This window comes from Zavarzinia marina, assembly GCF_021568905.1.
In the GTDB taxonomy this organism is placed as follows: domain Bacteria; phylum Pseudomonadota; class Alphaproteobacteria; order Zavarziniales; family Zavarziniaceae; genus Zavarzinia; species Zavarzinia marina.
On the sequence record NZ_JAKGSB010000001.1, the window covers coordinates 395,622 to 417,730 of the forward strand.

Genomic DNA, 22,109 nt, shown 5'->3' on the forward strand with positions numbered 1-22,109 from the left:
TCCCGAGTTGCGCACGGCTATCATCGCTGCCACCAAAGCCGGCCCGACAACGGCGAAAGGTGAGGAGAGTAGTCATGGATCTTGCGTTCAGTGCGGAAGATCTCGCGTTTCAGCGCGAGGTCCGCGAATTCATCGCCGCGAATTATCCGGCGGACATCAGGGCGCGTTTCGACGCCGGCCTCGAACCCCGCAAGGAGGATTTCGTCCGCTGGCAGAAGATCCTCTACGAGAAGGGCTGGATCGCGCCGGGCTGGCCCAAGGAATATGGCGGCACCGGCTGGACCGCGACCCAGAAATACATCTTCCAGGAAGAGCTGGGCGCCGCGAACACCCCGGGCATCATTCCCTTCGGCCTCGCCATGGTCGCGCCCGTCATCTACACCTTCGGGTCCGAGGAACAGAAGAAGCGCTTCCTGCCGGGCATCCTGTCGTCGGACGTCTGGTGGTGCCAGGGCTATTCCGAGCCCGGTTCCGGCTCCGACCTCGCCTCCCTGAAGACCAAGGCGGTGCGCCAGGGCGACAAATATATCGTCAATGGCTCCAAGACCTGGACCACCATGGCGCAATGGGCCGACTGGATCTTCTGCCTGGTGCGCACCGACAGCACGGTGAAGCAGCAGGAAGGCATCTCGTTCCTGCTCTTCGACATGAAGTCGCCCGGCGTCACCGTCCGCCCGATCATCACCCTCGAGGGCGGCCATGAAGTGAACGAATGCTTCTTCGACAACGTCGAGGTGCCGGTCGAGAATCTGATCGGCGAGGAAGGCATGGGCTGGACCTATGCCAAGTTCCTCCTCGGTCACGAGCGTTCGGGCATCGCCGCCGTCGCGCGCTCCAAGCGCGGCATCGCCAAGCTGAAAAAGATCGCCAATGCCGAACAGGCCGACGGCGCGCCCCTGATCGAGGATCCGGATTTCCGCCGCAAGCTGGCGGAACTGGAGATCGATCTGACCGCCCTCGAATATACCGAGCTGCGTACCCTGGCCCGAGAGAGCCAGGGCAAGGGGCCGGGCCCCGAATCCTCGATCCTCAAGATCAAGGGCACGGAGATCCAGCAGGCGATCACCGAAATGGCGGTCGAGGCGGCGGGCTATTACGCCTTCGCCTTCAACCGGCGCGCCATGGACGGTTCCAACGAGCCGATCATCGGCCCGGCGGCGACGGCTTTCGCGGCGCCGAGCTATTTCAACATGCGCAAGACCTCCATCTACGGCGGGTCCAACGAAATTCAGAAGAACATCATCGCCAAGATGGTGCTGGGTCTTTAAGGGGCGGACGACGACCATGGACTTCAATTACAGCGACGAGCAGAAGCTGCTGATCGACAGCGTCGAACGCTTCGTCAAGGACGACTACGACTTCGACACCCGCCGCGCCATCGTGAAATCCGAAGCGGGCTTCCGCCGCGACCTGTGGCAGCAGTTCGGCGAGCTCGGCTGGCTGGCCGTGCCTTTCTCGGAAGAGGACGGCGGCTTGGGCGGCACCCCGGTCGAAACCATGATCATCATGGAAAGCTTCGGCAAGGGCCTGGTGGTCGAGCCCTATCTCTCGACCGTCGTCATGGCCGGCGGCCTCCTGAAGCTGGGCGGCACCGCGGCCCAGAAGGAAGCGATCCTGCCGGACCTGATGGCGGGTGGCTTGATCGTCGCCGTCGGTTACGCCGAGCCGAGCTCGCGTTTCAACCTCGCCGACGTCTCGACCACGGCGAGCGCGTCGGGCGACGGCTATGTCCTCAAGGGTCACAAGTCGGTGGTGCTGCACGGCCCAATGGCCGACAAGCTCATCGTCTCCGCCCGGACGTCGGGTGATCGGCGCGATGCCGACGGTATCACCCTGTTCCTGGTCGATGCCGGTGCCGCCGGCGTCTCGCGCCAGGACTATCCGACGGTCGACGGGCTGCGCGCCTCCGAAGTGATCCTCGAAAATGTCCAGGTCTCGGCCGCCGACATCGTCGGCCCGCTCGGCGGCGGTCTCGCCCTTCTGGATCAGGTGGTGGACGAGGCGATCGCGGCCATCTGCGCCGAGGCTGTCGGCGCCATGGAAGTGCTGCACAAGGCGACCCTGGAATATTGCCGTACCCGCGTACAGTTCGGCCAGCCGATCGGCCGCTTCCAGGTCATCCAGCACCGTCTGGTCGACATGTACATGGCCTATGAGCAGGCAAAATCCATGGCGATCATGGCCAATCTGAAGCTGGATGCCGAGCCGGCGGAACGCCGCCGCGCGGTCTCCGCCGCCAAGGTCCAGATCGGCAAGTCGGCCCGCTTCGTCGGCCAGCAGGCCGTGCAGCTTCACGGCGGCATGGGCATGACCGACGAATTGAACGTCGGCCACTACTTCAAGCGCCTGACCATGATCGAGACCCTGTTCGGCAATACCGACTTCCACCTGAAGCGCTACGCCGCCTGAGGTTACGAGCCCTTTCCCGCGACAGATCCCGGCCTGCGCCGGGATGACGGCCAAAAGGAAGTCGTCGTCCCGGCGCAGGCCGGGACCTTTCAACGGAAGGGGCGCCTATCGCCGGTCGTAGTCGTGGTGCAGGTCGTGGATCACGACGCCGCCGCCCGGCGCCGGCTTGTGCAGCCAGTCGGGGCGGAGCAGGGTGCGCTTGGTGTCCTCGTAGCCGGCGCGCCAATGTTCACGCATCGAGGTGCGGGAGAATTCGAAATCCTTGGCCTCGCTCTCGTAATCCATCTGCTGATAGATCAGGTGGGCGATGTTGACGGGCGGGATTTCCGAAACCTCGGCCAGCAGGGCCTTGTCCTCGTCGTCCATCAGATGGGCCGGTACCTTGGACAGGGATTTCGCCACGCGCAGCCTGAAATCGTGATCGCGGCGATAGGTGTCGGTGGTGAAGCGCGTCCGGCTCGAATAGGTGATGTCCTTCTGCCGTCCCATGACGTCGCGCATGTCGCGGGGCAGGGTGCCGTTGGCGCTGAACAGATCGACCTGGAAGGCGAGGGTCGAGAGTTTCTCGCGCTGGCTGAGCAGATAGAGCAGGGGCGTGTTGGAGACGATGCCGCCGTCCCAATAGTAGTCGCCGTCGATCTTGATCGGCGGGAAGGCCGGGGGCAGGGCGCCCGAGGCCATGATGTGCTCCGGTCCGATCGTCTCGCGGAAATTGTCGAAATAGAGGAAATTGCCGTTGCGGACGTTCACCGCCCCGACCGAGAGGAAGATGTCGTCATTGTTCAGACGCTCGAAGTCGACGAGCTTCAGCAGGGTGTCGCGCAAGGGCGCGGTGTCGTAGAAGCTGGTCGCGCCCTCGGCGCCGCGAAGCTGGAACCAGGGATTGACGGCGCGCGGCTCGAAGAAGCCGGGCTGGCCCTGCAGCGTGGTGATGAAGGAACTCCACTGGTTGCGCCAGACGCGGAAAATGTCGCCGTCCGGAGTGTAGAGCCAGATCTTGCGGTCCGAGATCAATTCCCAGAATTCGCGCAGGCGCTCGACGCGCTTCTCGGGCGCATTGCCGGCGATGATGGCCGAATTGATCGCGCCGATGGAAACGCCCGACAGCCAGTTCGGCTGCACGCCACGTTCGGCGAGGGCTTCGTAGACGCCGGCCTGATAGGCGCCGAGGGCGCCGCCGCCCTGGAACACCAGGGCCACCCGGTCGTAATGGGCGACGATCTCGGCGACATCCGTCGACTCGCCCGCCACCGTGCTCTTGTCCAGCATGATGTCATTCTCCGGCCGCGGCCAGGGACTGGCCCTGGCGTTCGGCCATATAGTCGTGAGCCACCCGGCCGAGGCCGAGGGTGAGATCCGCCACGATATGGGTACCGCCGATGACGCGGCGCACCGGCAGGCCGGCGACATTGGCAATCGCGTGCGGCTTCAGGTCCAGCGCCGCCGGGCCGCTCCAGGCGCCCTTCAGCACGATGTCCTCCAGATAATATTCGACCAGTTCGCAGATGCGCGGCGTGCCGTCCACATGGGGAATGATCTTCAACAGGAAGCCGGGTTCGCGCAACGACTCCATGATCGGCTCGGCGGGCAGGGCCCGGTGCTTGAAACCCATGGTCGCGGTGGCGCAGACGATGGAGCCATAGGTCAGCGTGCCGACCAGGACATCCTTTTCGACCCGGATATGGGGTTTCGCGTATTTCTTCGGAAAGCCCCAGAGTTCGCGGCCGCCGGCGATCGGCGCCTCGTCGTCGAGATACATCGAATGGACGAAGCTGCCCTGGCGCCCCTCGAAGCTGACGGGGATCACCTGCCCGGTCTCGGTATAGTCGCCGAAGCCGGTCGAATCCGGCATGCGGATGAATTCGTATTTCACGATCGGGTCCGTCACCTCCAGCGGCTCCGGCACCACGGCGCGCAGCGCGCTCATGTCCGTCTCATAGGTGACGATGAAATATTCCCGGTCGACGAAGCGATAGGGACCGGGCGGAAACGAGGGATTGGTCAGGGGCATGGCGAAAGCCTGCCGCTTGACGTCGGCGATCTTCATCCGTCGGTCTCCCGCGTAGGGCGATGTTGCGTTGCAATATATTTCGCATGTTTTCATTGCGTTGCAATGACGGCGAGACCCCGGACAGGGCAGCCATGCTCTAACCGTCGTTGAGTTCGCGGCACCGTGACCGATGCTGTCGCGATGGACACGTCTTCCGGCGCAACGCTCGATCATTCCGCGGTTCTCCGCATCATTCTCGGCATCATGCTGGCCATGTTCCTCGGCGCGCTGGATCAGACCATCGTGGCGACGGCGCTGCCGACCATCGGCCGCGAGCTGGGCGATGCCGCCGATCTGTCGTGGATCATCACCGCCTACCTGCTCTCCTCGACCGCGGTCACGCCGCTCTACGGCAAGCTTTCGGACGTCTACGGCCGGCGCGTGCTGCTGCTGACCGCGATCTCCGTCTTCATGGTCGGTTCCGTCGCCTGTGCCCTCGCGCCCGACATGCTGACCCTGATCGTCATGCGCGGGCTGCAGGGCATGGGCGGGGGCGGCTTGATCTCTCTCGCCCAGACCATCATCGCCGACGTCATTCCGCCGCGCGAGCGGGCGCGCTATCAGGCCTATATCGCCGGCATGTTCGCCATCGCCAGCGTCGGCGGGCCGGTGCTGGGCGGCCTGATGGCGCAGCATCTGCACTGGTCGCTGATCTTCTGGGTCAACCTGCCGCTCGGCGTTCTGGCCTTCGTCATGACCGACCGCACGCTGCGCCGCCTGCCGCGCCATGACCGCAGGCACAGGATCGACGTCCTCGGCGCCGTCCTGATGATGGCGGCGGCGACGACGCTGCTGCTCGCCATCACCTGGGGCGGCATCGCCTATCCCTGGGGCTCGGGCCGGATCGTCGGACTGATCGTCGCCTCGGTCGTGCTCTGGGGGGCCTTCGTGCTGCGCGCGGCGACGGCCGAGGAACCCTTCCTGCCGCTCGCCGTCCTGCTCGAACCCGTGGTGCGCAATTCGATCGCCGCCGCCTTCTTCGGCATGGGCACGCTGATTGGTCTGTGCATGGTGATTCCGATCTATCTCGAGACCCTGCGCGGTCACGACGCCTCGACCTCGGGCCTGATGCTGATCGCGCTGATGGGCGGAACGCCCCTCGGCGCCATGGTCGCCGGCCGGGCCATGGCGCGCTGGGAGCACTACAAGCGACCGGCGCTGGTCGGTCTCTCCCTGTCGACGCTGCTGGTGCTGTCGATCGGCTTCTGGCCGCTGGCCCTGCCGGATTGGGCGCTGCTCGTGATCCTGGCGCTGATCGGCGCCGGCATCGGCTGCGTCCTGCCGCTCTCGACCGTCTCGATGCAGAACGCGGTGCCGATCGCGCGCATGGGGATCGCCACCGGGGCGATGAATTTCTTTCGCGCGCTCGGCAGCGCGCTGATCGTCGCCGTGCTCTCGGCCGTCTTCTTCGCCGGTCTCGGCGAGGCGGGGGCGGCGGGCGGCTCCCTCGAGATGATGGCGGCGCGGGCGGTGGCGGAAGGGCGCGACCTGGGCGGAGCCTTCGCCCCCGTGTTCCAGGTCGCCGCCGCCTGTCTGGCGCTCACGCTCGCCTTCATCGTCGCGATGAAGGCGCTGCCGCTGCGCACCACCATCGCGCCCGCCTCGGCGGAATAGGGCTCCTAGATCTTCACGATCAGCTTGCCCGTGTTGCCGCCGTCGAACAGCATGTTCAGGGTTTCCGGCGCATTCTCCAGCCCGTCGACCACGGTTTCGCGCGCCTTCAGCTTGCCCTCCACCAGCCATTGGGCGAGCTGCATGCTGCCCTCGATGTAGCGGTCCTTGAAGTCGATGATGATGAAGCCCTGCAGGCGGATCCGCTTCATCAGGAAGGGCGAGATGTCGTAGCGCGGGCGCGTGGTGTCGTTATAGGTCGAGATCATGCCGCAGAGCGGCATCCGGCCGTAGAGGTTCATGCGGGCGACCACCGCCTCCATGATCTCGCCGCCGACATTCTCGAAATTGACGTCGATGCCCTTCGGCGTCGCCGCCTTCAGCTGCTCGCGCCAATCGGCCGCCTTGTAGTCGACGGCGGCGTCGAAGCCCAGTTCCTCGGTGATGAAGCGGCATTTCTCCGGCCCGCCGGCGATGCCGACGACGCGCATCCCCATGATCCTGCCGATCTGCCCGACGACGGAGCCGACGGCCCCCGCGGCCGCCGAAACGACCAGGGTCTCGCCCGGCTTCGGCTGGCCGATCTCGGTCAGGCCGAAATAGGCGGTGAGGCCGGTCATGCCGCAGGCGCCCATCAGGGTGGTCACCGGGATCGGCAGCCCGTCCGGGATCACCGTGGGCGGGAACAGTTCGCTCGGCCCGCCGGCGATGCTGTAGTCCTGCCAGCCGACCAGGCCGTTCACCAGGTCGCCTTCCTTGAAGGCGGGGTTGCGCGAGGCGACGACGCGGCCGATGCCGCCGCCGCGCATGACCTCGCCGATCGCGACGGGGGGCATGTATTGCGGCTGGTCCGACATCCAGATCCGGTTGGTCGGATCGAGCGAGAGATAGAGATTGCGGACGACGGCCTCGCCTTCGCCGGGTTCGGGCACCGGGCTTTCGACCAGATCGAAGTCATCGCGGGTCACGCGGCCCACGGGGCGGCGTTTCAGGCGGAACTGGCGGTTTATTGTCATGCTCTCCTCCCTTGTTTGGGCAAGACCATAGACCGAATGGCGGCCACGACAAATGCGCCCGTTGCCGTCGCGCCCCGCGCCCGGTAAAGCTTCCGCCATGAGAGAACCGCTGCGCCTGGCGCTCGCCCAGATCAATTTCACCGTCGGCGACATCGCCGGCAATGTCGCGCGTATCCTGGCGGCGCGGTCGGCCCCGCCCGCCGCCGGCTGCGACCTGCTCGTCACCTCGGAACTTTCGGTCACCGGCTACCCGCCGGAGGATCTGGTGCTGAAGCCCGCCTTCGTCGAGGACGCGATGGCGGCGGTCGGGGAGTTGGCCCGGGCGACGGCGGACGGCGGCCCGGCCCTCGTCGTCGGCAGCCCCTGGGCTCAGGACGGTCGGCGCTACAACGCCGTCTTCCTGCTCGCGGGGGGCGAGATCGTGGCGCGGCGCTTCAAGGTCGACCTGCCGAACTACGGCGTCTTCGACGAGAAGCGCGTGTTCGACGTCGGTCCCATGCCCGAGGTCGTGGACTTCAAGGGCTGGCGCCTGGGCCTGCCGATCTGCGAGGACGTCTGGACGCCCGTGGTGACCGCGCATCTGGCGGACCGTGGCGCCGAACTGATGATCGTGCCGAACGGCAGCCCCTTCGAGGCCGGGAAGGACGGCCAGCGCGCCGCCCTGCTGCGCGACCGGGTGCGCGAGACCGGCGTGCCCGCGATCTATCTGAACCAGGTCGGCGGTCAGGACGAACTGGTGTTCGACGGGGCGTCCTTCGCCGTCGACGCCGACGGCGCCATCGTCCTGCAGATGCCGGCCTTCGAGGAGGCGGTCGCGACCATCGACTGGCGGGGCGGGCAGGGGGCACGGCGCTTCGCCAACGGCCCCGTCGGCGGCCTGCCCGACGGTCTCGGCCAGATCTATGCTGCCATGGTCCTGGGCTTGCGCGACTATGTCACCAAGAACCGCTTTCCGGGTGTCGTGCTCGGGCTTTCGGGCGGTATCGATTCGGCGCTTTCGGCCGCTGTCGCGGTCGATGCGCTCGGGCCCGACCGGGTCTGGTGCGTCATGCTGCCGTCGCGCTACACCAGCGCCGACAGTCTGGAGGACGCGGCGCTCTGCGCCCGGATGCTGGGGGTGCGCCTGGACGAGGTCGGGATCGAGCCGGCGGTGGGCGCCTTCGCCCAGATGCTGGGCCCCGTCTTCGAAGGGCGAAAGCCCGACATCACGGAAGAGAACATCCAGTCCCGCGCGCGCGGCCTCTCGTTGATGGCGCTTTCCAACAAGTTCGGCCACATGGTGCTGACCACCGGCAACAAGTCCGAGGTCTCGGTCGGTTACGCAACCCTCTATGGCGACATGTGCGGCGGCTATTCGGTCCTGAAGGATCTCTACAAGACCACGGTCTTCGCGCTCTCCGACTGGCGGAACGGGAACCGGCCCGCGGGCGCCCTCGGTCCAGACGGCCCGGTGATGCCGAAGCGCGTGATCACCAAGCCGCCGACCGCCGAACTCCGCGAGAACCAGAAGGACGAGGACAGCCTGCCGCCCTATGAGGTGCTGGACGACATCCTCGAATGCCTGGTCGAGCAGGAGATGGCCTTCGAGGAAGTGGTCGCCCGGGGTCACGAGCCGGTGACCGTGCGCCGCATCGAGCATCTGCTCTATGTCGCCGAGTACAAGCGCCGCCAGGCGGCGCCAGGCGTGAAGATCAGCCGCAAGATCTTCGGCCGCGACCGCCGCTATCCGATCACCAACGGGTTCCGGGACGCGCGCTGACATGGTTTCCGTCCGCTTCGCGCCGAGCCCGACGGGCCGGCTCCATGTCGGCAATGCGCGGATCGCCCTGGTCAACTGGCTCTTCGCCCGGAAGAACGGCGGGCGTTTCATGCTCCGCCTCGACGATACGGACGCGGAACGCTCCACCGCCGAATTCGCCGCCGCGATCGAGGCGGATCTGCGCTGGCTCGGCCTTCATTGGGACGATTTCGCCCGCGAGAGCGACCGCTTCGCGCGTTACGACGCGGCCGTCGAGCGTCTGAAGCGCGACGGCCGGCTCTATCCCGCCTGGGAGACGGCCGACGAACTCGACCTGCGGCGCAAGCTGCAGGTCGCGCGCGGCGTGCCGCCGGTCTACGACCGCGCGGCACTGCGCCTGAGCGAGGCGGAAAAGGCCCGCCTGAGCGAGGAACGCGGCGCGCCCCACTGGCGCTTCCGTCTCGACGGCCGGCGCCTGTCGTGGACCGACATGGTGAAGGACGAGACCGTGGTCGATACGGCGTCGCTGTCGGATCCGGTGCTGATCAGGGCCGACGGGCGGCCGCTCTATACCTTGACCTCCGTCGTCGACGACATCGACTTCGCCGTCAGTCACGTCATCCGGGGCGAGGATCACGTGACCAATACCGGCGTTCAGGTCGAATTGTTCGAGGCCCTCGGGGCGGCCGCGCCCGTCTTCGGCCATCTGTCGCTGCTGGTCGATGCCGCCGGCGCGGGGCTTTCCAAGCGTCTCGGCGCCCTGTCCCTGGCGAGTCTTCGCGAGGCCGGCGTGGAGGCGATCGCGGTCGACGCCCTGCTGGCCAGGCTCGGCACCGCCGATCCGGTGGAACCGGTCGCCGATCTCGACACGCTGGTCGCCGGGTTCGATCTCGCGCGCTTCGGCAAGGCGCCGGCACGCTTCGATCCCGCCGAACTCGAAGCCCTGTCGCGGCGCTGCCTGCAGCTTCTGCCCTATGACGCCGTGCGCGCGCGCCTGCCCGAAGGCGTCGGACCCGCCTTCTGGTCGATGATCCGGGGCAATGTCGCCACTGTGGCCGATGTCGCCGACTGGTGGCGTATCGCCGGTGAGGCACCGGCGCCGGTCGCGATCGACGATGCGGCCGGCGTTCTTGCCGTTGCCGGCGATCTCCTGCCCCCCGGCGAACCGGACGAGACGACCTGGGGCATCTGGACCAAAGCCGTTTCCGCCGCCACCGGCGCCCGGGGGCGCAGCCTGTTCCGGCCGCTGCGCCTGGCCCTGACCGGGCGCGAACATGGGCCCGACATGCAATCCTTTCTGGTTTTTTTGACGCGCGACCAGATTTACGCCCGCTTAAGTAACATTTGATCCACTTCAAGGATCCTTTGGGCCGACTTGGGGCATTAACCGAGTTGGAACGGTAATGGCGTTCACATATAAGGAACGCCCGATTTCAAATCCGTGACGGTCCCAAGGTGCGCAGGAGCCACCCGCGAGGGTCGGCGAGAGCATGTGTTCGTTCAATGGCGGCAGCCCCGGTTGAGGTGTCGTCCCGACGCTGGAGTCCGCCTGTGGCGAAGACCGATGATGCAGAGAGGCGCGATCCGAGTTGGGCGATCCGTCCCTTTTTCACCGCGGCCCTTTCCGCCGTCTTCGCCCTCGCCGCCACCATCATCGCCTTCTATGTCTTCGTCACCGATCTGCGGGGCCTGGTCGGGCGCGATCTGAACGACATGGCCGCTTTCCTGGCCGGGGAAACGGGCGCGCCGCACCTCGCCGATCACGTCCATCAGGACAATCCGATCCTGTCGTTCCACAGCCGCTCCACCGAAGTGCCGCACGCGACGCCGGACGAGTGCATCGCGACGATGGTCGCCTGGCACATGCGGCATTTCTCGGACCATGATCCGAGGGCGGTGACCGCCCTGGTGACGCCGGTGTGCCATGGCGCCAAGATTTCGACGGCCAAGGGCCTCGGTTCCTCCGTCTTCGACGTCCTCGTCGCGGTCGAGGGCGACGATCGCCGCGTGATCGCCTTGTCGGCCTTCGAAGGTCGCCTCGACTCCGTCGATTTTCTGCTGGGCAATCCGCTCCTGATCGGTCTTGCCTTCGCCGTCGCGGGCAGTGCCGGGATCTTCGCCTATTTCCTCAGGCGGAGCAGCTATCAGGCCTATCTCGCGGCCCAGGACCGTGCCAGCACCGACGGCCTGTCGGGCACGCTCCGGCGCGAGGAGTTCCACACCGCCTTCGAACGGATGCTCGGCCAGATCAACGCGGGCAACGGCTTCGCCAGCCTGCTCGCCATCGACATCGACCATTTCAAATCGGTCAACGACCGTTTCGGCCATGCCGCCGGCGACGACGTGATCCGGCGCACGGGCCAGCTCATCGGCTCCACGCTCCGCGGCGGGGATCTGGTCGGCCGGGTGGGGGGCGAGGAATTCATGGTGGTTCTGCCCAGCCTGCCGAAATATGTCGCGGCCGAGGTCGCGGACCGGCTGCGCAAGCGCATGGCCGCCCACGCCTTCACCTTCGGCACCCAGTCGCTCTTCGTGACGGTCAGCATCGGCGTCGCCTCGGTGATGCCGGGCGACGATCTGGTCTCGGTCACCGAGCGTGCCGACCGCCGGCTCTATCAGGCCAAGCGCAAGGGGCGGAACTGCGTCGTCTGGGAAGACGACGACAATCACGATTTCTGAGCGACCCGAGCCTGTTCCAAGCGACCCCAGCCTGCGGCGGGGCTGGTCTGCGCGTGTGGACCGGGGTGATCCGATCTGCTAAAGCGAGGCCCTTGATCGGAGGTCGGGCAAGTGGTTCTGGTTCTTCACAACGGGGCGACCGGCAAGCGCGAGGAATTCGTGCCCCTGCGCCATGATGCCGTCGGCATGTATGTCTGCGGGCCGACGGTCTACGACTATGCCCATATCGGCAACGCGCGCCCCGTCATCGTCTTCGACGTGCTCTACCGGCTCTTGAAGCGGCGCTATGCTCATGTCCATTACGTCCGCAACATCACCGACGTGGACGACAAGATATCGAACCGCGCCCGCGAGGCCGGGGAGCCGATCGGGGCCATCACCGCCCGCACCACCGCCGCCTTTCACGAGGACATGGCCGCCCTGGGCAGCCTGCCGCCGGATGCCGAGCCCCGCGCCACCGCCCATATCGCGAATATGATCGCCATGATCGGACGGCTGATCGAGCGCGGCTTTGCCTATGTCGCGGAAGGCCATGTGCTGTTCAGCGTTTCGGCCAAGGCGGACTACGGCAAGCTCTCCAACCGCTCGCGGGACGAGATGGTGGCCGGCGCCCGCGTCGACGTCGCGCCCTACAAGCGCGATCCGGCGGATTTCACCCTGTGGAAGCCCTCCACCGGGGACCAGCCCGGCTGGGACAGCCCCTGGGGCCGGGGCCGGCCCGGCTGGCACATCGAATGCAGCGCCATGAGTCTCGCGGAACTGGGAAAGACATTCGACATCCACGGCGGTGGCCGCGACCTCGTCTTTCCCCATCACGAGAACGAGGTGGCGCAGTCGGAAGCCGCCAATGGGGCCCCCTTCGTCCGCTATTGGGTGCACAACGGCTTCCTGACCGTCAACGGCGAGAAGATGTCGAAGAGCCTCGGCAATTTCGTCGTCGTGCGCGATGCCCTGCGGAAGGCGCCGGGCGAGGCGCTGCGCCTCAACATGCTCTCGACCCATTACCGCGCCCCGATCGACTGGACCGACGAGGGCATCGCCCGCGCGCGCCAGGCCCTCGATCGCTGGTACGGCCTGATCGAGAAGGCGGAAGCCCATTGGGGCCGCGCCATCGCGCCGGCGGATCATGTTCCCGAGGCGGTGGAAGCCGCCCTCGACGACGACCTGAACACGCCGAAGGCGATCGCCGAGATGCACGCCATCGCCAACGAGGGTTTCGGCGCCGGGACCGAGGATGCCCTGGTGCCTGCGGCGGCGAAGCTGAAGGCGGCGGGCGCTGCCCTCGGCATCCTCTCGCAGGAACCGCATCAATGGTTCCGCTGGCAGCCGGCCGGCGATGCCTCGGGGCCGACGGACGACGAGATCGAAACCCTGATCGAGGCGCGCAAGACCGCCCGCAAGGCGAGGAATTTCGCCGAGGCGGACCGCATCCGCGACGAACTGGCGGCCCAGGGCGTGATCCTCGAGGATGGACCCCAGGGCACGAAATGGAAAAGAGCCTGACATGAACGGCCAAGCCGATGGGGCGAAGGAACGCCTCTACCTTTTCGATACGACATTGCGCGACGGTGCGCAGACCCGCGGCGTCGACTTCTCGGTCGAGGACAAGCGCGCCATCGCCCTCGCCCTGGATCGTCTCGGCATCGATTACGTCGAGGGCGGCTGGCCCGGCGCCAATCCGACCGACACCGCCTTCTTCGGCAATGCCCCGGCCTTCGGCCATGCCGCCTTCACCGCCTTCGGCATGACCCGGCGCCCGGGGCGCAGCGCCGACAACGATCCGGGCCTCGCCGCGCTGCTCGACACCAGCGCGACGGCGATCTGCATCGTCGGCAAGACCTGGGATTTCCAGGTCGACGTCGCCCTCGAAATCCCCCGGTCGGAAAACGTCGACATCATCGGCGACAGCATCCAGCACCTGAAGGCGCGCGGCCGCGAAGCCATGCTGGACGCGGAACATTTCTTCGACGGCTACAAGGCCAATCCCGCCTATGCTCTCGACTGCCTGCGCGCCGCCCATGGCGCCGGCGCCGACTGGGTCGTGCTGTGCGACACCAATGGCGGCACCCTGCCGCATGAGGTGGAACGCATCACCGCGACGGTCGCGGAGAAGATCCCCGGTATCCGCCTGGGTATCCATGCCCATAACGACACGGAAAACGCCGTCGCCAATTCGCTGGCCGCGATCCGCGCCGGCGCGCGCCAGGTCCAGGGTACCCTGAACGGCCTGGGCGAGCGCTGCGGCAACGCCAATATCGTCAGCCTGATCGGCACCCTGTGCCTGAAGCCCGAATTCGCGGAACGCTTCGAGACCGGCATTTCGCCGAAGGCCCTGTCCCATCTGACCCAGACCTCGCGTCTTCTCGACGAGATCCTGAACCGCAGCCCGAACCGCCATCAGCCCTATGTCGGCCAGGCGGCCTTCGCCCACAAGGGCGGACTCCACGTCTCGGCCGTCCTGAAGAACCCGGCGACCTACGAGCATGTGAAGCCGGAGGCGGTGGGCAACGAGCGCCAGCTCCTGATCTCGGACCAGGCGGGCAAGTCGAACATCCTGGCCCGGCTCCGCGAGGTCGGCATCGACCTGCCGGCCAAGGATGCCCGCGTCGACCGCCTGCTCGAAGAGGTGAAGGAACGGGAATACCTCGGCTATTCCTATGATGGCGCCGACGCCTCCTTCGAACTGATGGCGCGCCGCGTGCTGGGCCAGGTGCCGGACTATTTCTTCGTCGACAGCTTCAAGGTCCTGGTCGAGCGGCGTTACAACGCGCGCCGCGAGCTGGTCACGGTTTCGGAAGCCATCGTCCGGGTCCAGGTCGACGGCGAGAAGATGCTGTCGGTGGGGGAGGGCAACGGCCCGGTCAACGCCCTCGATGCCGCGCTGCGCCAGGATCTCGGCAAGTATCAGTCCTATATCGACGATCTCGAACTGGTGGACTTCAAGGTGCGCATCCTCCAGCTCGGCAATGGCGGCACGTCCAAGGGGCTCGCCAATGTCGATCGCTGGCAGGCCGGCACCGGCGCGGTCACCCGCGTGCTGATCGAGAGCGCGGACGGGGCGGGCAATCGCTGGTCCACCGTGGGGGTCTCGCCCAACATCGTCGAAGCGTCGTTCCAGGCCCTGGCGGATTCGATCGTCTACAAGCTCTATCGCGACGGCGCGCCCGCCGGCACGGCGCCCGCCGAATGAGCGACGGGGTCTCGTGATGGTGGACGACGACGCCCCCCGTGCCGAAGGGGCCAATCCCTTCGGCGTCGGCATCGGCTCGCGGCCGAAGCCCAAGGGCATCGGCGTCGGCCCCGCCGAAGGGCCGGCCCCCGCCGTGGTGCTGGTCACGCCCCAGATGGGGGAGAACATCGGCACCACCGCCCGCGCCATGGCTAATTTCGGCCTTTCCGAACTTCGTCTCGTCGCCCCGCGCGACGGCTGGCCGAACGAACGCGCCTTTTCCGCCGCCTCCGGCGCCGACTGGATCCTCCAGGACGCCAAGCTCTATGAGACGACGGCGGAAGCGGTCGCGGACCTGACCCATCTCTATGCGACGACGGCGCGCGACCGCGACATGGTGAAACCCGTGGTCACGCCGCGCCGCGCCGCCCTCGAATTCAAGGGGCTGATCGACAAGGGACAGAAGCCCGGCATCCTGTTCGGGCCCGAACGGACGGGCCTGGAGAACGATGACGTCGCGCTCGCCCATACCATCCTCAGTGTGCCGACCTCGCCGCGCTTCTGGTCGCTCAACCTCGCCCAGGCGGTGCTGCTGATCGGTTACGAATGGCACATGCTGGGTGTCGAGGTACCAGAGAAGTTCCTCCGCATCGGCGAGACCCAGCCCGCGACCCAGGCCGAGGTCCAGGGCCTGGTCGATCATCTGGTGACGGAGCTGGACGAAGCCGGCTTCCTGCGCCCGGTCGAGAAGAAGCCGTCCATGGTGCGCAACATCGTCAGCTTCATCCAGCGCGCCGAACCGACCGGCCAGGACGTCCGCACCTTCCGCGGCGTCGTTCGCGCCCTGACCCGGCGCTATCAGCGCGGCCAGCCCAAGCCGAAGCCGAAGCGGTAGGGGCGAAACACGGACCTAGCCGCCCGCCAGCCACGTCCGCGTCGCGTCGTCCGCCGGAAAGAAGATCTCCACCCGCAATTCCTGCAACGTGACGTCGCGCGGCCCGCCCAGGCCGCCCAGGATGGTCAGGAAGGACAGCGGTCCGGCCGCCGTCGTGAAGCGCGCGGGCAGGAAGGGCTGGCCGTTGCCGCCGGGCGCGGCCAGGGGCTCGCCCCGCAGATGGGCCAGCACCTCCGCGCGGTCGGGCATGGGCACCCGCAGCCCGGCCTCGTCCTCGAGCAGCGCGATCAGATTGGGCCCGGCGCGCCCGGCACTGGCGCGCAACAGGGCGTCGGGCCGGGCGATTTCGGCGATCAGGCGGCCGGCGCCCTGGTTGAAGTCATGCACCGTCCAGGCCGGATCGACCACGATCGCGGGATTGGGATCGATCCGCGCCAGAAGAAGCCGCAGCGCGTCGCGCGCAAGGCCCAGGCTCGGATCGTCGATCGGCGTCTCCGCCGCCTCGGCCGGCAGGCCGGCGGCATGCAGCAGGCCGTTGGTCGCGCGCAGCGACAGATCGAGGGCGCGCGAGAGTTTCAGGACGACGTCCCGGCCGGGGCGGGCCCGGCCGGATTCGAGGAAGCTGATGTGGCGCTGGGCGACCTCGCTCTCCAGGGAGAGGCCGAGCTGGCTCAGCCGCCGCGCCTGTCGCAACTGGCGCAGCAGACTGGCGAAGGGCGGGCGCTGACCCGCGAGATCCGCGATGCTTGCCGTCATGGCCGCCATTGTAGCGCGCCCCCGTCAGACGAGAAGCAGGGCGGCGCCGGCACCTTCCATCGCGAGGAAGGCCGCCGGGAACTTGCCGATACGCTGTTCGCGCAGCAGCGCGACCAACCGGCCGAAAGCCATGCCGGCGAGCGCGATACCGACCACCACGGCCGGCCCGGCGCCGAGTTCGGGCAGCCACAGGGGCGCGATCAGCACTGCCGCCATGGCGAGACCATAGCCGCCATAGACGGCCTGGATCTCGTTCCTGGCATCGACGGTCTGGGCCGGCAGGCCGATCGGGGCGAGCATGGCGGCGGGCCGGACGAAGGCGACGAGGCCCATGACCGCGAAGATGACGGCGACGAAGATGGGGGCGAAACCGAGGCTCATGGCGCTCTCCTATCGATGGTGACCCGGAAAGGGTCGCGCCGAGAGGGAAGCGCCGCAATTACCTGCCCGGTAATCAGGGTCTGATTTCGATCGTGGTGCCGACGGCGACGGTCTCGTAGATCTCGCGGATCGCGGCATTGGAGACGGCGACGCAGCCCGCCGTCCAATCGTAGGGCAGGGTGACGAAATCGGGCATCCGGTTCGGCTGGCCGTGGATCATGATGTCGCCGCCCGGATCGACGCCGGCCGCCGCCGCACGCGCCCGGTCCGTCGCGTCGGGATAGGAGACGCGGAGCGAGAGCGTATAGGCGGAAGCGGGGTTCTTGGCGCTGATCCGATAGCGCCCCTCGGGCGTTCGGCCGTCGCCTTCGCGCGTCTTCGGCCCGACGGGCGAAAAGCCGAGGCGGATATCGTATTCGGCGATCAGGGCGCCCTGGTCATAGAGGCGGAGCTTGCGGTCGGCCTTGTCGATCCGGATCAGGTCGACGTCGGCCATCGCCGGACCGGCGATGGTCAGGGCGAGACAGGCGAGGGGGATGATCCGTTTCATCCCCGAGGATGCGCCGGCGAATGCGGCGGTTTCGCGGCTCAGTGCCGGCGGGCGGCCTTGATCTGCTCGACCAGGGCGAGGGTCTGCACCGCCTGATCCGGGGTCACGCGGGGCGTTCCGCCGGTGCGGATGGCGGCGAGGAAATCGGCCAATTCATCCAGCAGGGGTTCGCGCCGCCCGACCGGGATCACCGTGTCGACCACCGTGCCGTTTTCGCCCGGCGTATGCAGGGTCAGGGTCTGGGCGATGTAATTGGCGGTGGCGACCGCGTGTTCGCCCTTCACCTCGAGGGTCCGGATGCGGATCGGCGTCATGCGGCTGGCGCTGAAGGCGGTCAGGATCGGGCCCGGGAAGCTGACCAGCGCCGTCGCATAGTCGAAGCCCGGCACGTCCGCGCCGCGCAAGCCGTCGACATGGGCGCCCGCCGCCACCGGCCGGCCCAGAAGATCGAGCACGACGTCGATATCATGGACCATCAGATCGTCGATCACGTCGACGTCGGTGATGCGGGCCGCCCGCGCCAGGCGGCGCGCCGTCACGGCGTGAATAGGGCCGAGTTCCGACAGGTGGTCCTTCAGGGCGACCACCGCCGGATTGAAGCGCTCCAGATGGCCGACCGCCAGCACGACGCCCGCCGCCTTGCCCAGGTCCGCGATGCGCGCCCCTTTCGCCGCCGACAGGGCAAGCGGCTTCTCGATCATGCAATGGGTGCCGGCGGCGATGAAACGCGCCGCCAGGTCGACATGGGTGGTCGACGGGGTGACGATGGAGACGGCGTCGACGGCCGGCAGATCGTCCAGATCGGCGAAGGTCGGCACCTGGAACTGGCTTTCCGCCAGGGCGCGGTTCTCGGCATGGGGATCGACGGCACCGACGATGGTGACGCCCGGCAGACGGGCGTAGCAGCGCAGGTGATTGCGGCCCATGTTGCCGCAGCCGACGACGGCGACGCGAAGGGGGGAGGCGGAAGTCTCGGTCATGATGGCGTCGGCTTAAACGCCGGGGTCCGAAAAGGCAATGGCGAGCCGTAACTTCGCCGCGTTCGGGAGCGAAATTGACGATATGACACAGGTATCCGCTTCATCGTCCAAACGTCGCCGCCCCACCGCCTGGCCCTGGCGGGACCGGCGCGGCCGTTTCTCCCCCTTGAAGGCCGCCGTACTGGCGGCACTGGTGCTGCCCGGCATCGGCCTTGCCGTGCAATGGGGGGCGGGCGCGCTCCAGCCCCGGCCGCTGGAGGAGATCATCCATGCGACCGGGCTCTGGGGCATCCGCTTCCTCCTGCTGTCGCTCTGCCTGACGCCGATCCGGCAGGAGAGCCGCTATGCCGATCTGGTGCTGGTCCGGCGCATGATCGGGGTCGGGGCCTTCGCCTGGCTCTTCGTCCACCTCGGCTTCTATGTCGCCGATCAGGCCTTCGATCTGGGGCTCGTGCTGCGCGAGGTGCTGGGGCGCTTCTATCTGACCCTCGGCGCCATCGCGCTGATCGTACTGGCGGCGCTGGCCGCGACCTCGACCGACGGCATGGTGAAGCGGCTCGGCGCGCGGCGCTGGCGGGGGCTGCACCGGCTGGTTTACGGCGCCGGCGTGCTCGCCATCGTGCATTTCTTCATGCAGTCGAAGGCCGACCCGGGCGAGGCGACGGTGGCCGCCGGGCTCTATTGCTGGGCCATGCTGCGCCGGGCGGTGCCCGGGCTCGGGCTGGCGGGAATCGCGTTGGCCGCCGTGACCGCCATGATCGGCGCCGGCGTGGCCGAGGCGGCGTTCCTGTTCTTCCTGCGCAACATCGAGCCGGCCCGGGTGCTGGCCGCCAATCTCGATTTCGCCTTCGGGCCGCGGCCGGCGGTCTGGGCCGGCATCATCGTCCTTGTCGCCGAAGTGCTGTTCAGCCTTCGGCGGCGCGCCGCGCTTCGAGTTCGCGGTGGATCCGGGTCAGCGCCGTCGCGTCCAGCGGATAGCGCCGCATGACCAGGGCACCGGCGACATTCATCGCCATCGGCAGGAAGACATAGAGCACGATCAGCGCGGCCAGGCCCGGGATCGGCGCATCCGGCGGCAGATCGGCAACCGCTGCCGGCGAGAAGCCGAAGAGGTCGAGCAGGGGATAGGTCACCCCGACCGCCAGCGCGAAGCCGATCTTGTTGGTCATGGTCAGCAGGCCGTAGAAGAGGCCGGTGCGGCTGCGCCCGGTGCGCAGTTCGTCCTCGTCCGCCGCATCCGCGATCAGCGCCTTCAGGAGGAAGGTGCCCGAAGCGAAGCCGAGACCATAGAGCAGGGTCAGGGTGACGAGCGCGGTATCGTTGCCCGGCCCGAGGAAGACGAAGAAGAAGCCGATCACGCAGTTCCACACCGCGCCGATCGCGAAGGCGCGATGCTTGCCGAAGCGATACGAGATGGCGAGCCAGATCGGAATGCCGAGGATGCCGGCGACGAAATAGCCGAGCAGCAGGGTGGAGGTCAGATGGGGCGCCCGGACCACCGATTCGACCATGAAGACGAAGAGCGCGCCGGTCACCGCCGGCGGCACGCCCGCCAGCAGATCGGCCAGCAGGATCCGCTTCACGTAGGGATTGCGGGCGATGGTGATCACCGCCTCGCGCAGCGACAGATGGGCTTCGCCACAGCCTTTGCGGCTGGGCGGGTCCGGCACCCGGGTCAGCGCCAGGACGGCGCCCAGGGGGAAGATGACGATGACGAACCAGCCCATGGCGGCGATGCCGTCCGCCCGCTCGGCGTCGCCCGCCAGTTCGATCAGTGCCGGCATGGCCAGGACCGCGACCATGCCGATGATTCCGGCCATCTCGCGCCAGCCCTGGATGCGGCTGCGCTGGTGATAGTCGGGGGAGAGTTCGGCGCCCCAGGACATGTGGCTGATCACGCCGAGGGCATAGCCCGCGTACATCACGATCAGCCAGATGAAGACATGCAGCGGCCCGGCGCCTTCGGGCGGCATGAACAATTGCCAGGTGCCGAGGCACATCAGGGGCACCGCCAGGGCCAGCAGGGGCCGGCGTCGGCCGAAACGGCTGCGCACCCGGTCGCTGATCGCGCCGAGCGCCAGATCGGCGGCGAGATCGAACAGGCGGCACACCATGAAGATCTGGCCGACCAGGGTCAGGCCCAGGCCCATTTCCTTGGCATAGAAGGGCGGCAGATAGACGGCGACCGGCAGGCCGATGGCATAGAGGCCGAGGGCCGGGGCCGAAAAGGCCGCCAGCATGCCGCGCGGCACCGCCTTCGCCGCCCGGGCGCCCTTTTCCGTCATGGGCCCATGGCGTTCGGCGACGCCCTCCGCCTCGGCGGATGCCGTTTCGATCGAAGCCATACCGAACCTCCCCTCGCGGCCTTCTTGGGTTTTTTCGTTGCGACCGCAGGGGCACAGCCTGCAATTCCGCGCCCGGTGGGTCAAGCGTCCGCGCGGTTACGAAATCTTCAGGGAATCGGGCCTAGGGTTGCGGACATGGCGACAGGACATCCGCCCTGTCGCCGGAATTCCTCCCCTCTGACTGGTTTTCTGACCGACCCTCCGCCTCGTCGCGGAGGGTTTTCTTTTGCTGTCCCGTGACAGTAAGGTCGTCGGAACGGTGCGCGACGACGGGAGGGGCGATGTCGGTCCTGGGCTTCGACGGGGTGCTGCAACGCCTGCCCGCAACGTCGGTCATGACGGGAGCGGACAAGGCGGCCGCGGTGGTGGATGCGCCGGCACCCTGGGCGATCCGGGGGCGGGGCTTCGCCTGCCTGCTGCGCATGGACGGCGCCGCGCTCGACGGCGATGTCTTCGCCGCGCCCGAGCTGAAGGGCCGGCGCCGGCCCGGCCGCCTCGCCATCATGATGTATGTCGATTATGCCGAGACGCCCGCCGGGCCCTATCGCGAGCTGCTGTTCATACCCGGCAGCTACGAGTTCGCGGGCCGGCGCTTCTGGGCCATCAGCCGCATCTTCGTCTCCACCATGGACAGTGTCGTCAACGGCCGGCGTAACTGGGGCATTCCCAAGGAACAGGCGGATTTCGCGGTGACGCCCGACGGCAGGCGCGAGCGGGTGACGGTGACCGTGGCGGGCCGCCCCGCGGCGCGCTTCACCTTGAAGCCGGCGCCCCTGACCGTGCCGGTGACCACCGCCCTGGTGCCCGAGGGCATGCGCCGCCTGGGCCAGGTGCTGGGCAATCACCTGTTCGTGCTGGCACCCTCGGCCGCCGGCAAGGCCGGGCTCGGCGGCATATCCGACCTCTGGTCCGATCCCGCGCTGTTCCCCGACCTGTCGCGCGCCCGGCCCCTTCTGACCGCCGAGATCAGCCGTTTCCACATGACCTTCCCGCTGGCTAATATCACGCCCCTGTGAAGGGGGAGGCCTGTGAAGGGGGAGGGATGATGGCCGAGACCACGGACCGACGGGCGATTCTGCTGGCCCGCGCCATCGTCGTGCTGTTCCGGGATTTCGAGCGGGTGGCGCGCCAGGCCGACATCACCGTGCCGCAATACCGCTTCCTCCTGTTCCTGAAGCGCGGGCCCAAGCGCGCGGGCGATCTGGCGATTCAGGCCGCCATCGGCAAGCCCACCGCATCCGCCCTCATCGCCGACATGGAGAAGCGCGGCCTGATCACGCGGGAGGCCGATCCGGCCGACGCCCGCAGCATCAGGCTGCGACTGACCGAAATGGGTCTCGCCCGCCACGCCGCCTTCGAACGGGCCCTGGCCGATCATCTCCTCGCCCTCATGGGGGCGGAGGCCTCGGACGCGATCCTGGAGGCGACCACCACGCTCGCCTATCTGATCGATGCCAAGCGCGACGAAGCATCCCTCGAACAGGTGGGCGAGCTGATCGCTTGACAGCGGGGGCCTTCATCGGAATAGTT

General features: G+C 67.6%; 20 protein-coding genes. 12 read left to right on the top strand and 8 right to left on the bottom strand.

The window, feature by feature from the left end:
* The first annotated feature begins 74 nt into the window (after positions 1–74).
* Together L2U69_RS01890 and L2U69_RS01895 are read left to right on the top strand one after the other, a co-directional pair.
* Complete coding sequence (locus tag L2U69_RS01890; RefSeq protein WP_236104653.1) at positions 75–1,268, top strand: acyl-CoA dehydrogenase family protein; 1,194 nt, start codon at positions 75–77, stop codon at positions 1,266–1,268.
* Positions 1,269–1,284: 16 nt separating this feature from the next.
* Positions 1,285–2,409 carry an acyl-CoA dehydrogenase family protein gene (locus L2U69_RS01895; RefSeq protein ID WP_236104654.1) on the top strand — a complete coding sequence of 375 codons (1,125 nt, stop codon included), beginning with the start codon at positions 1,285–1,287 and terminating at the stop codon, positions 2,407–2,409.
* 105 nt (positions 2,410–2,514) lie between these two features.
* On the opposite strand, the gene L2U69_RS01900 is transcribed toward L2U69_RS01895, so the two are convergent.
* Together L2U69_RS01900 and L2U69_RS01905 are read right to left on the bottom strand one after the other, a co-directional pair.
* Entirely contained in the window at positions 2,515–3,678 is a 1,164-nt protein-coding gene (locus L2U69_RS01900) for a patatin-like phospholipase family protein (RefSeq protein ID WP_236104655.1), read from the bottom strand.
* Positions 3,679–3,682: 4 nt separating this feature from the next.
* Positions 3,683–4,456, bottom strand: coding sequence for an acetoacetate decarboxylase (locus tag L2U69_RS01905; protein WP_236104656.1), 774 nt, complete (start codon positions 4,454–4,456; stop codon positions 3,683–3,685).
* A gap of 126 nt (positions 4,457–4,582) precedes the next feature.
* Here L2U69_RS01905 and L2U69_RS01910 point away from each other — a divergent pair, with 126 nt between their 5' ends.
* Positions 4,583–6,073 carry an MDR family MFS transporter gene (locus tag L2U69_RS01910; protein ID WP_236104657.1) on the top strand — a complete coding sequence of 497 codons (1,491 nt, stop codon included), beginning with the start codon at positions 4,583–4,585 and terminating at the stop codon, positions 6,071–6,073.
* A 5-nt stretch (positions 6,074–6,078) separates the two neighbouring features.
* Here L2U69_RS01910 and L2U69_RS01915 read toward each other — a convergent pair whose 3' ends face one another.
* Positions 6,079–7,086 (bottom strand): NADP-dependent oxidoreductase, encoded by a 1,008-nt coding sequence (locus L2U69_RS01915; protein WP_236104658.1) that lies wholly within the window; start codon positions 7,084–7,086, stop codon positions 6,079–6,081.
* Positions 7,087–7,183: 97 nt separating this feature from the next.
* Between L2U69_RS01915 and L2U69_RS01920 the strand changes: the two genes are divergently transcribed.
* The 6 genes from L2U69_RS01920 to L2U69_RS01945 all read left to right on the top strand — a co-directional run bounded on the left by L2U69_RS01920 (position 7,184) and on the right by L2U69_RS01945 (position 15,567).
* Positions 7,184–8,845 (top strand): NAD+ synthase, encoded by a 1,662-nt coding sequence (locus L2U69_RS01920; protein WP_236104659.1) that lies wholly within the window; start codon positions 7,184–7,186, stop codon positions 8,843–8,845.
* A 1-nt stretch (position 8,846) separates the two neighbouring features.
* The gene (locus L2U69_RS01925; RefSeq protein ID WP_236104660.1) at positions 8,847–10,172 is read left to right on the top strand and encodes a glutamate--tRNA ligase; all 1,326 of its coding nucleotides are present in this window, start codon (positions 8,847–8,849) and stop codon (positions 10,170–10,172) included.
* Between the two features lie 203 nt (positions 10,173–10,375).
* Positions 10,376–11,503 carry a GGDEF domain-containing protein gene (locus L2U69_RS01930; RefSeq protein ID WP_236104661.1) on the top strand — a complete coding sequence of 376 codons (1,128 nt, stop codon included), beginning with the start codon at positions 10,376–10,378 and terminating at the stop codon, positions 11,501–11,503.
* A gap of 111 nt (positions 11,504–11,614) precedes the next feature.
* Positions 11,615–13,006 carry a cysteine--tRNA ligase gene (gene cysS / locus L2U69_RS01935; protein WP_236104662.1) on the top strand — a complete coding sequence of 464 codons (1,392 nt, stop codon included), beginning with the start codon at positions 11,615–11,617 and terminating at the stop codon, positions 13,004–13,006.
* A gap of 1 nt (position 13,007) precedes the next feature.
* Positions 13,008–14,693, top strand: coding sequence for a citramalate synthase (gene cimA, locus L2U69_RS01940; RefSeq protein ID WP_236104663.1), 1,686 nt, complete (start codon positions 13,008–13,010; stop codon positions 14,691–14,693).
* Between the two features lie 16 nt (positions 14,694–14,709).
* Positions 14,710–15,567, top strand: a complete 858-nt coding sequence (locus L2U69_RS01945) for an RNA methyltransferase (RefSeq protein ID WP_236104664.1) — start codon at positions 14,710–14,712, stop codon at positions 15,565–15,567.
* 15 nt (positions 15,568–15,582) lie between these two features.
* Here L2U69_RS01945 and L2U69_RS01950 read toward each other — a convergent pair whose 3' ends face one another.
* From L2U69_RS01950 to L2U69_RS01965, 4 genes are all read right to left on the bottom strand, one after another.
* Positions 15,583–16,323, bottom strand: a complete 741-nt coding sequence (locus tag L2U69_RS01950; RefSeq protein ID WP_236104665.1) for a helix-turn-helix domain-containing protein — start codon at positions 16,321–16,323, stop codon at positions 15,583–15,585.
* A 24-nt stretch (positions 16,324–16,347) separates the two neighbouring features.
* Positions 16,348–16,704 (bottom strand): DUF4345 family protein, encoded by a 357-nt coding sequence (locus tag L2U69_RS01955; protein WP_236104666.1) that lies wholly within the window; start codon positions 16,702–16,704, stop codon positions 16,348–16,350.
* A 73-nt stretch (positions 16,705–16,777) separates the two neighbouring features.
* Positions 16,778–17,254 carry a L,D-transpeptidase family protein gene (locus tag L2U69_RS01960; RefSeq protein WP_236104667.1) on the bottom strand — a complete coding sequence of 159 codons (477 nt, stop codon included), beginning with the start codon at positions 17,252–17,254 and terminating at the stop codon, positions 16,778–16,780.
* A 38-nt stretch (positions 17,255–17,292) separates the two neighbouring features.
* Positions 17,293–18,234 carry a Gfo/Idh/MocA family protein gene (locus L2U69_RS01965; protein WP_236104668.1) on the bottom strand — a complete coding sequence of 314 codons (942 nt, stop codon included), beginning with the start codon at positions 18,232–18,234 and terminating at the stop codon, positions 17,293–17,295.
* 82 nt (positions 18,235–18,316) lie between these two features.
* Here L2U69_RS01965 and L2U69_RS01970 point away from each other — a divergent pair, with 82 nt between their 5' ends.
* Positions 18,317–19,222: a protein-methionine-sulfoxide reductase heme-binding subunit MsrQ gene (locus L2U69_RS01970; protein ID WP_236104669.1), complete on the top strand. Its 906-nt coding sequence runs from the start codon at positions 18,317–18,319 to the stop codon at positions 19,220–19,222.
* Here L2U69_RS01970 and L2U69_RS01975 read toward each other — a convergent pair.
* A complete protein-coding gene (locus L2U69_RS01975; RefSeq protein WP_236104670.1) occupies positions 19,140–20,579 on the bottom strand; it encodes an MFS transporter in 1,440 nt (479 codons plus the stop codon). The genes L2U69_RS01970 and L2U69_RS01975 overlap by 83 nt on opposite strands.
* A 281-nt stretch (positions 20,580–20,860) precedes the next feature.
* On the opposite strand from L2U69_RS01975, the gene L2U69_RS01980 reads away from it, so the two are divergent.
* The gene (locus L2U69_RS01980) at positions 20,861–21,595 is read left to right on the top strand and encodes an acetoacetate decarboxylase family protein (protein WP_236104671.1); all 735 of its coding nucleotides are present in this window, start codon (positions 20,861–20,863) and stop codon (positions 21,593–21,595) included.
* Between the two features lie 29 nt (positions 21,596–21,624).
* Positions 21,625–22,083 (top strand): MarR family winged helix-turn-helix transcriptional regulator, encoded by a 459-nt coding sequence (locus L2U69_RS01985; protein ID WP_236104672.1) that lies wholly within the window; start codon positions 21,625–21,627, stop codon positions 22,081–22,083.
* The last annotated feature ends 26 nt before the right edge of the window (positions 22,084–22,109 follow it).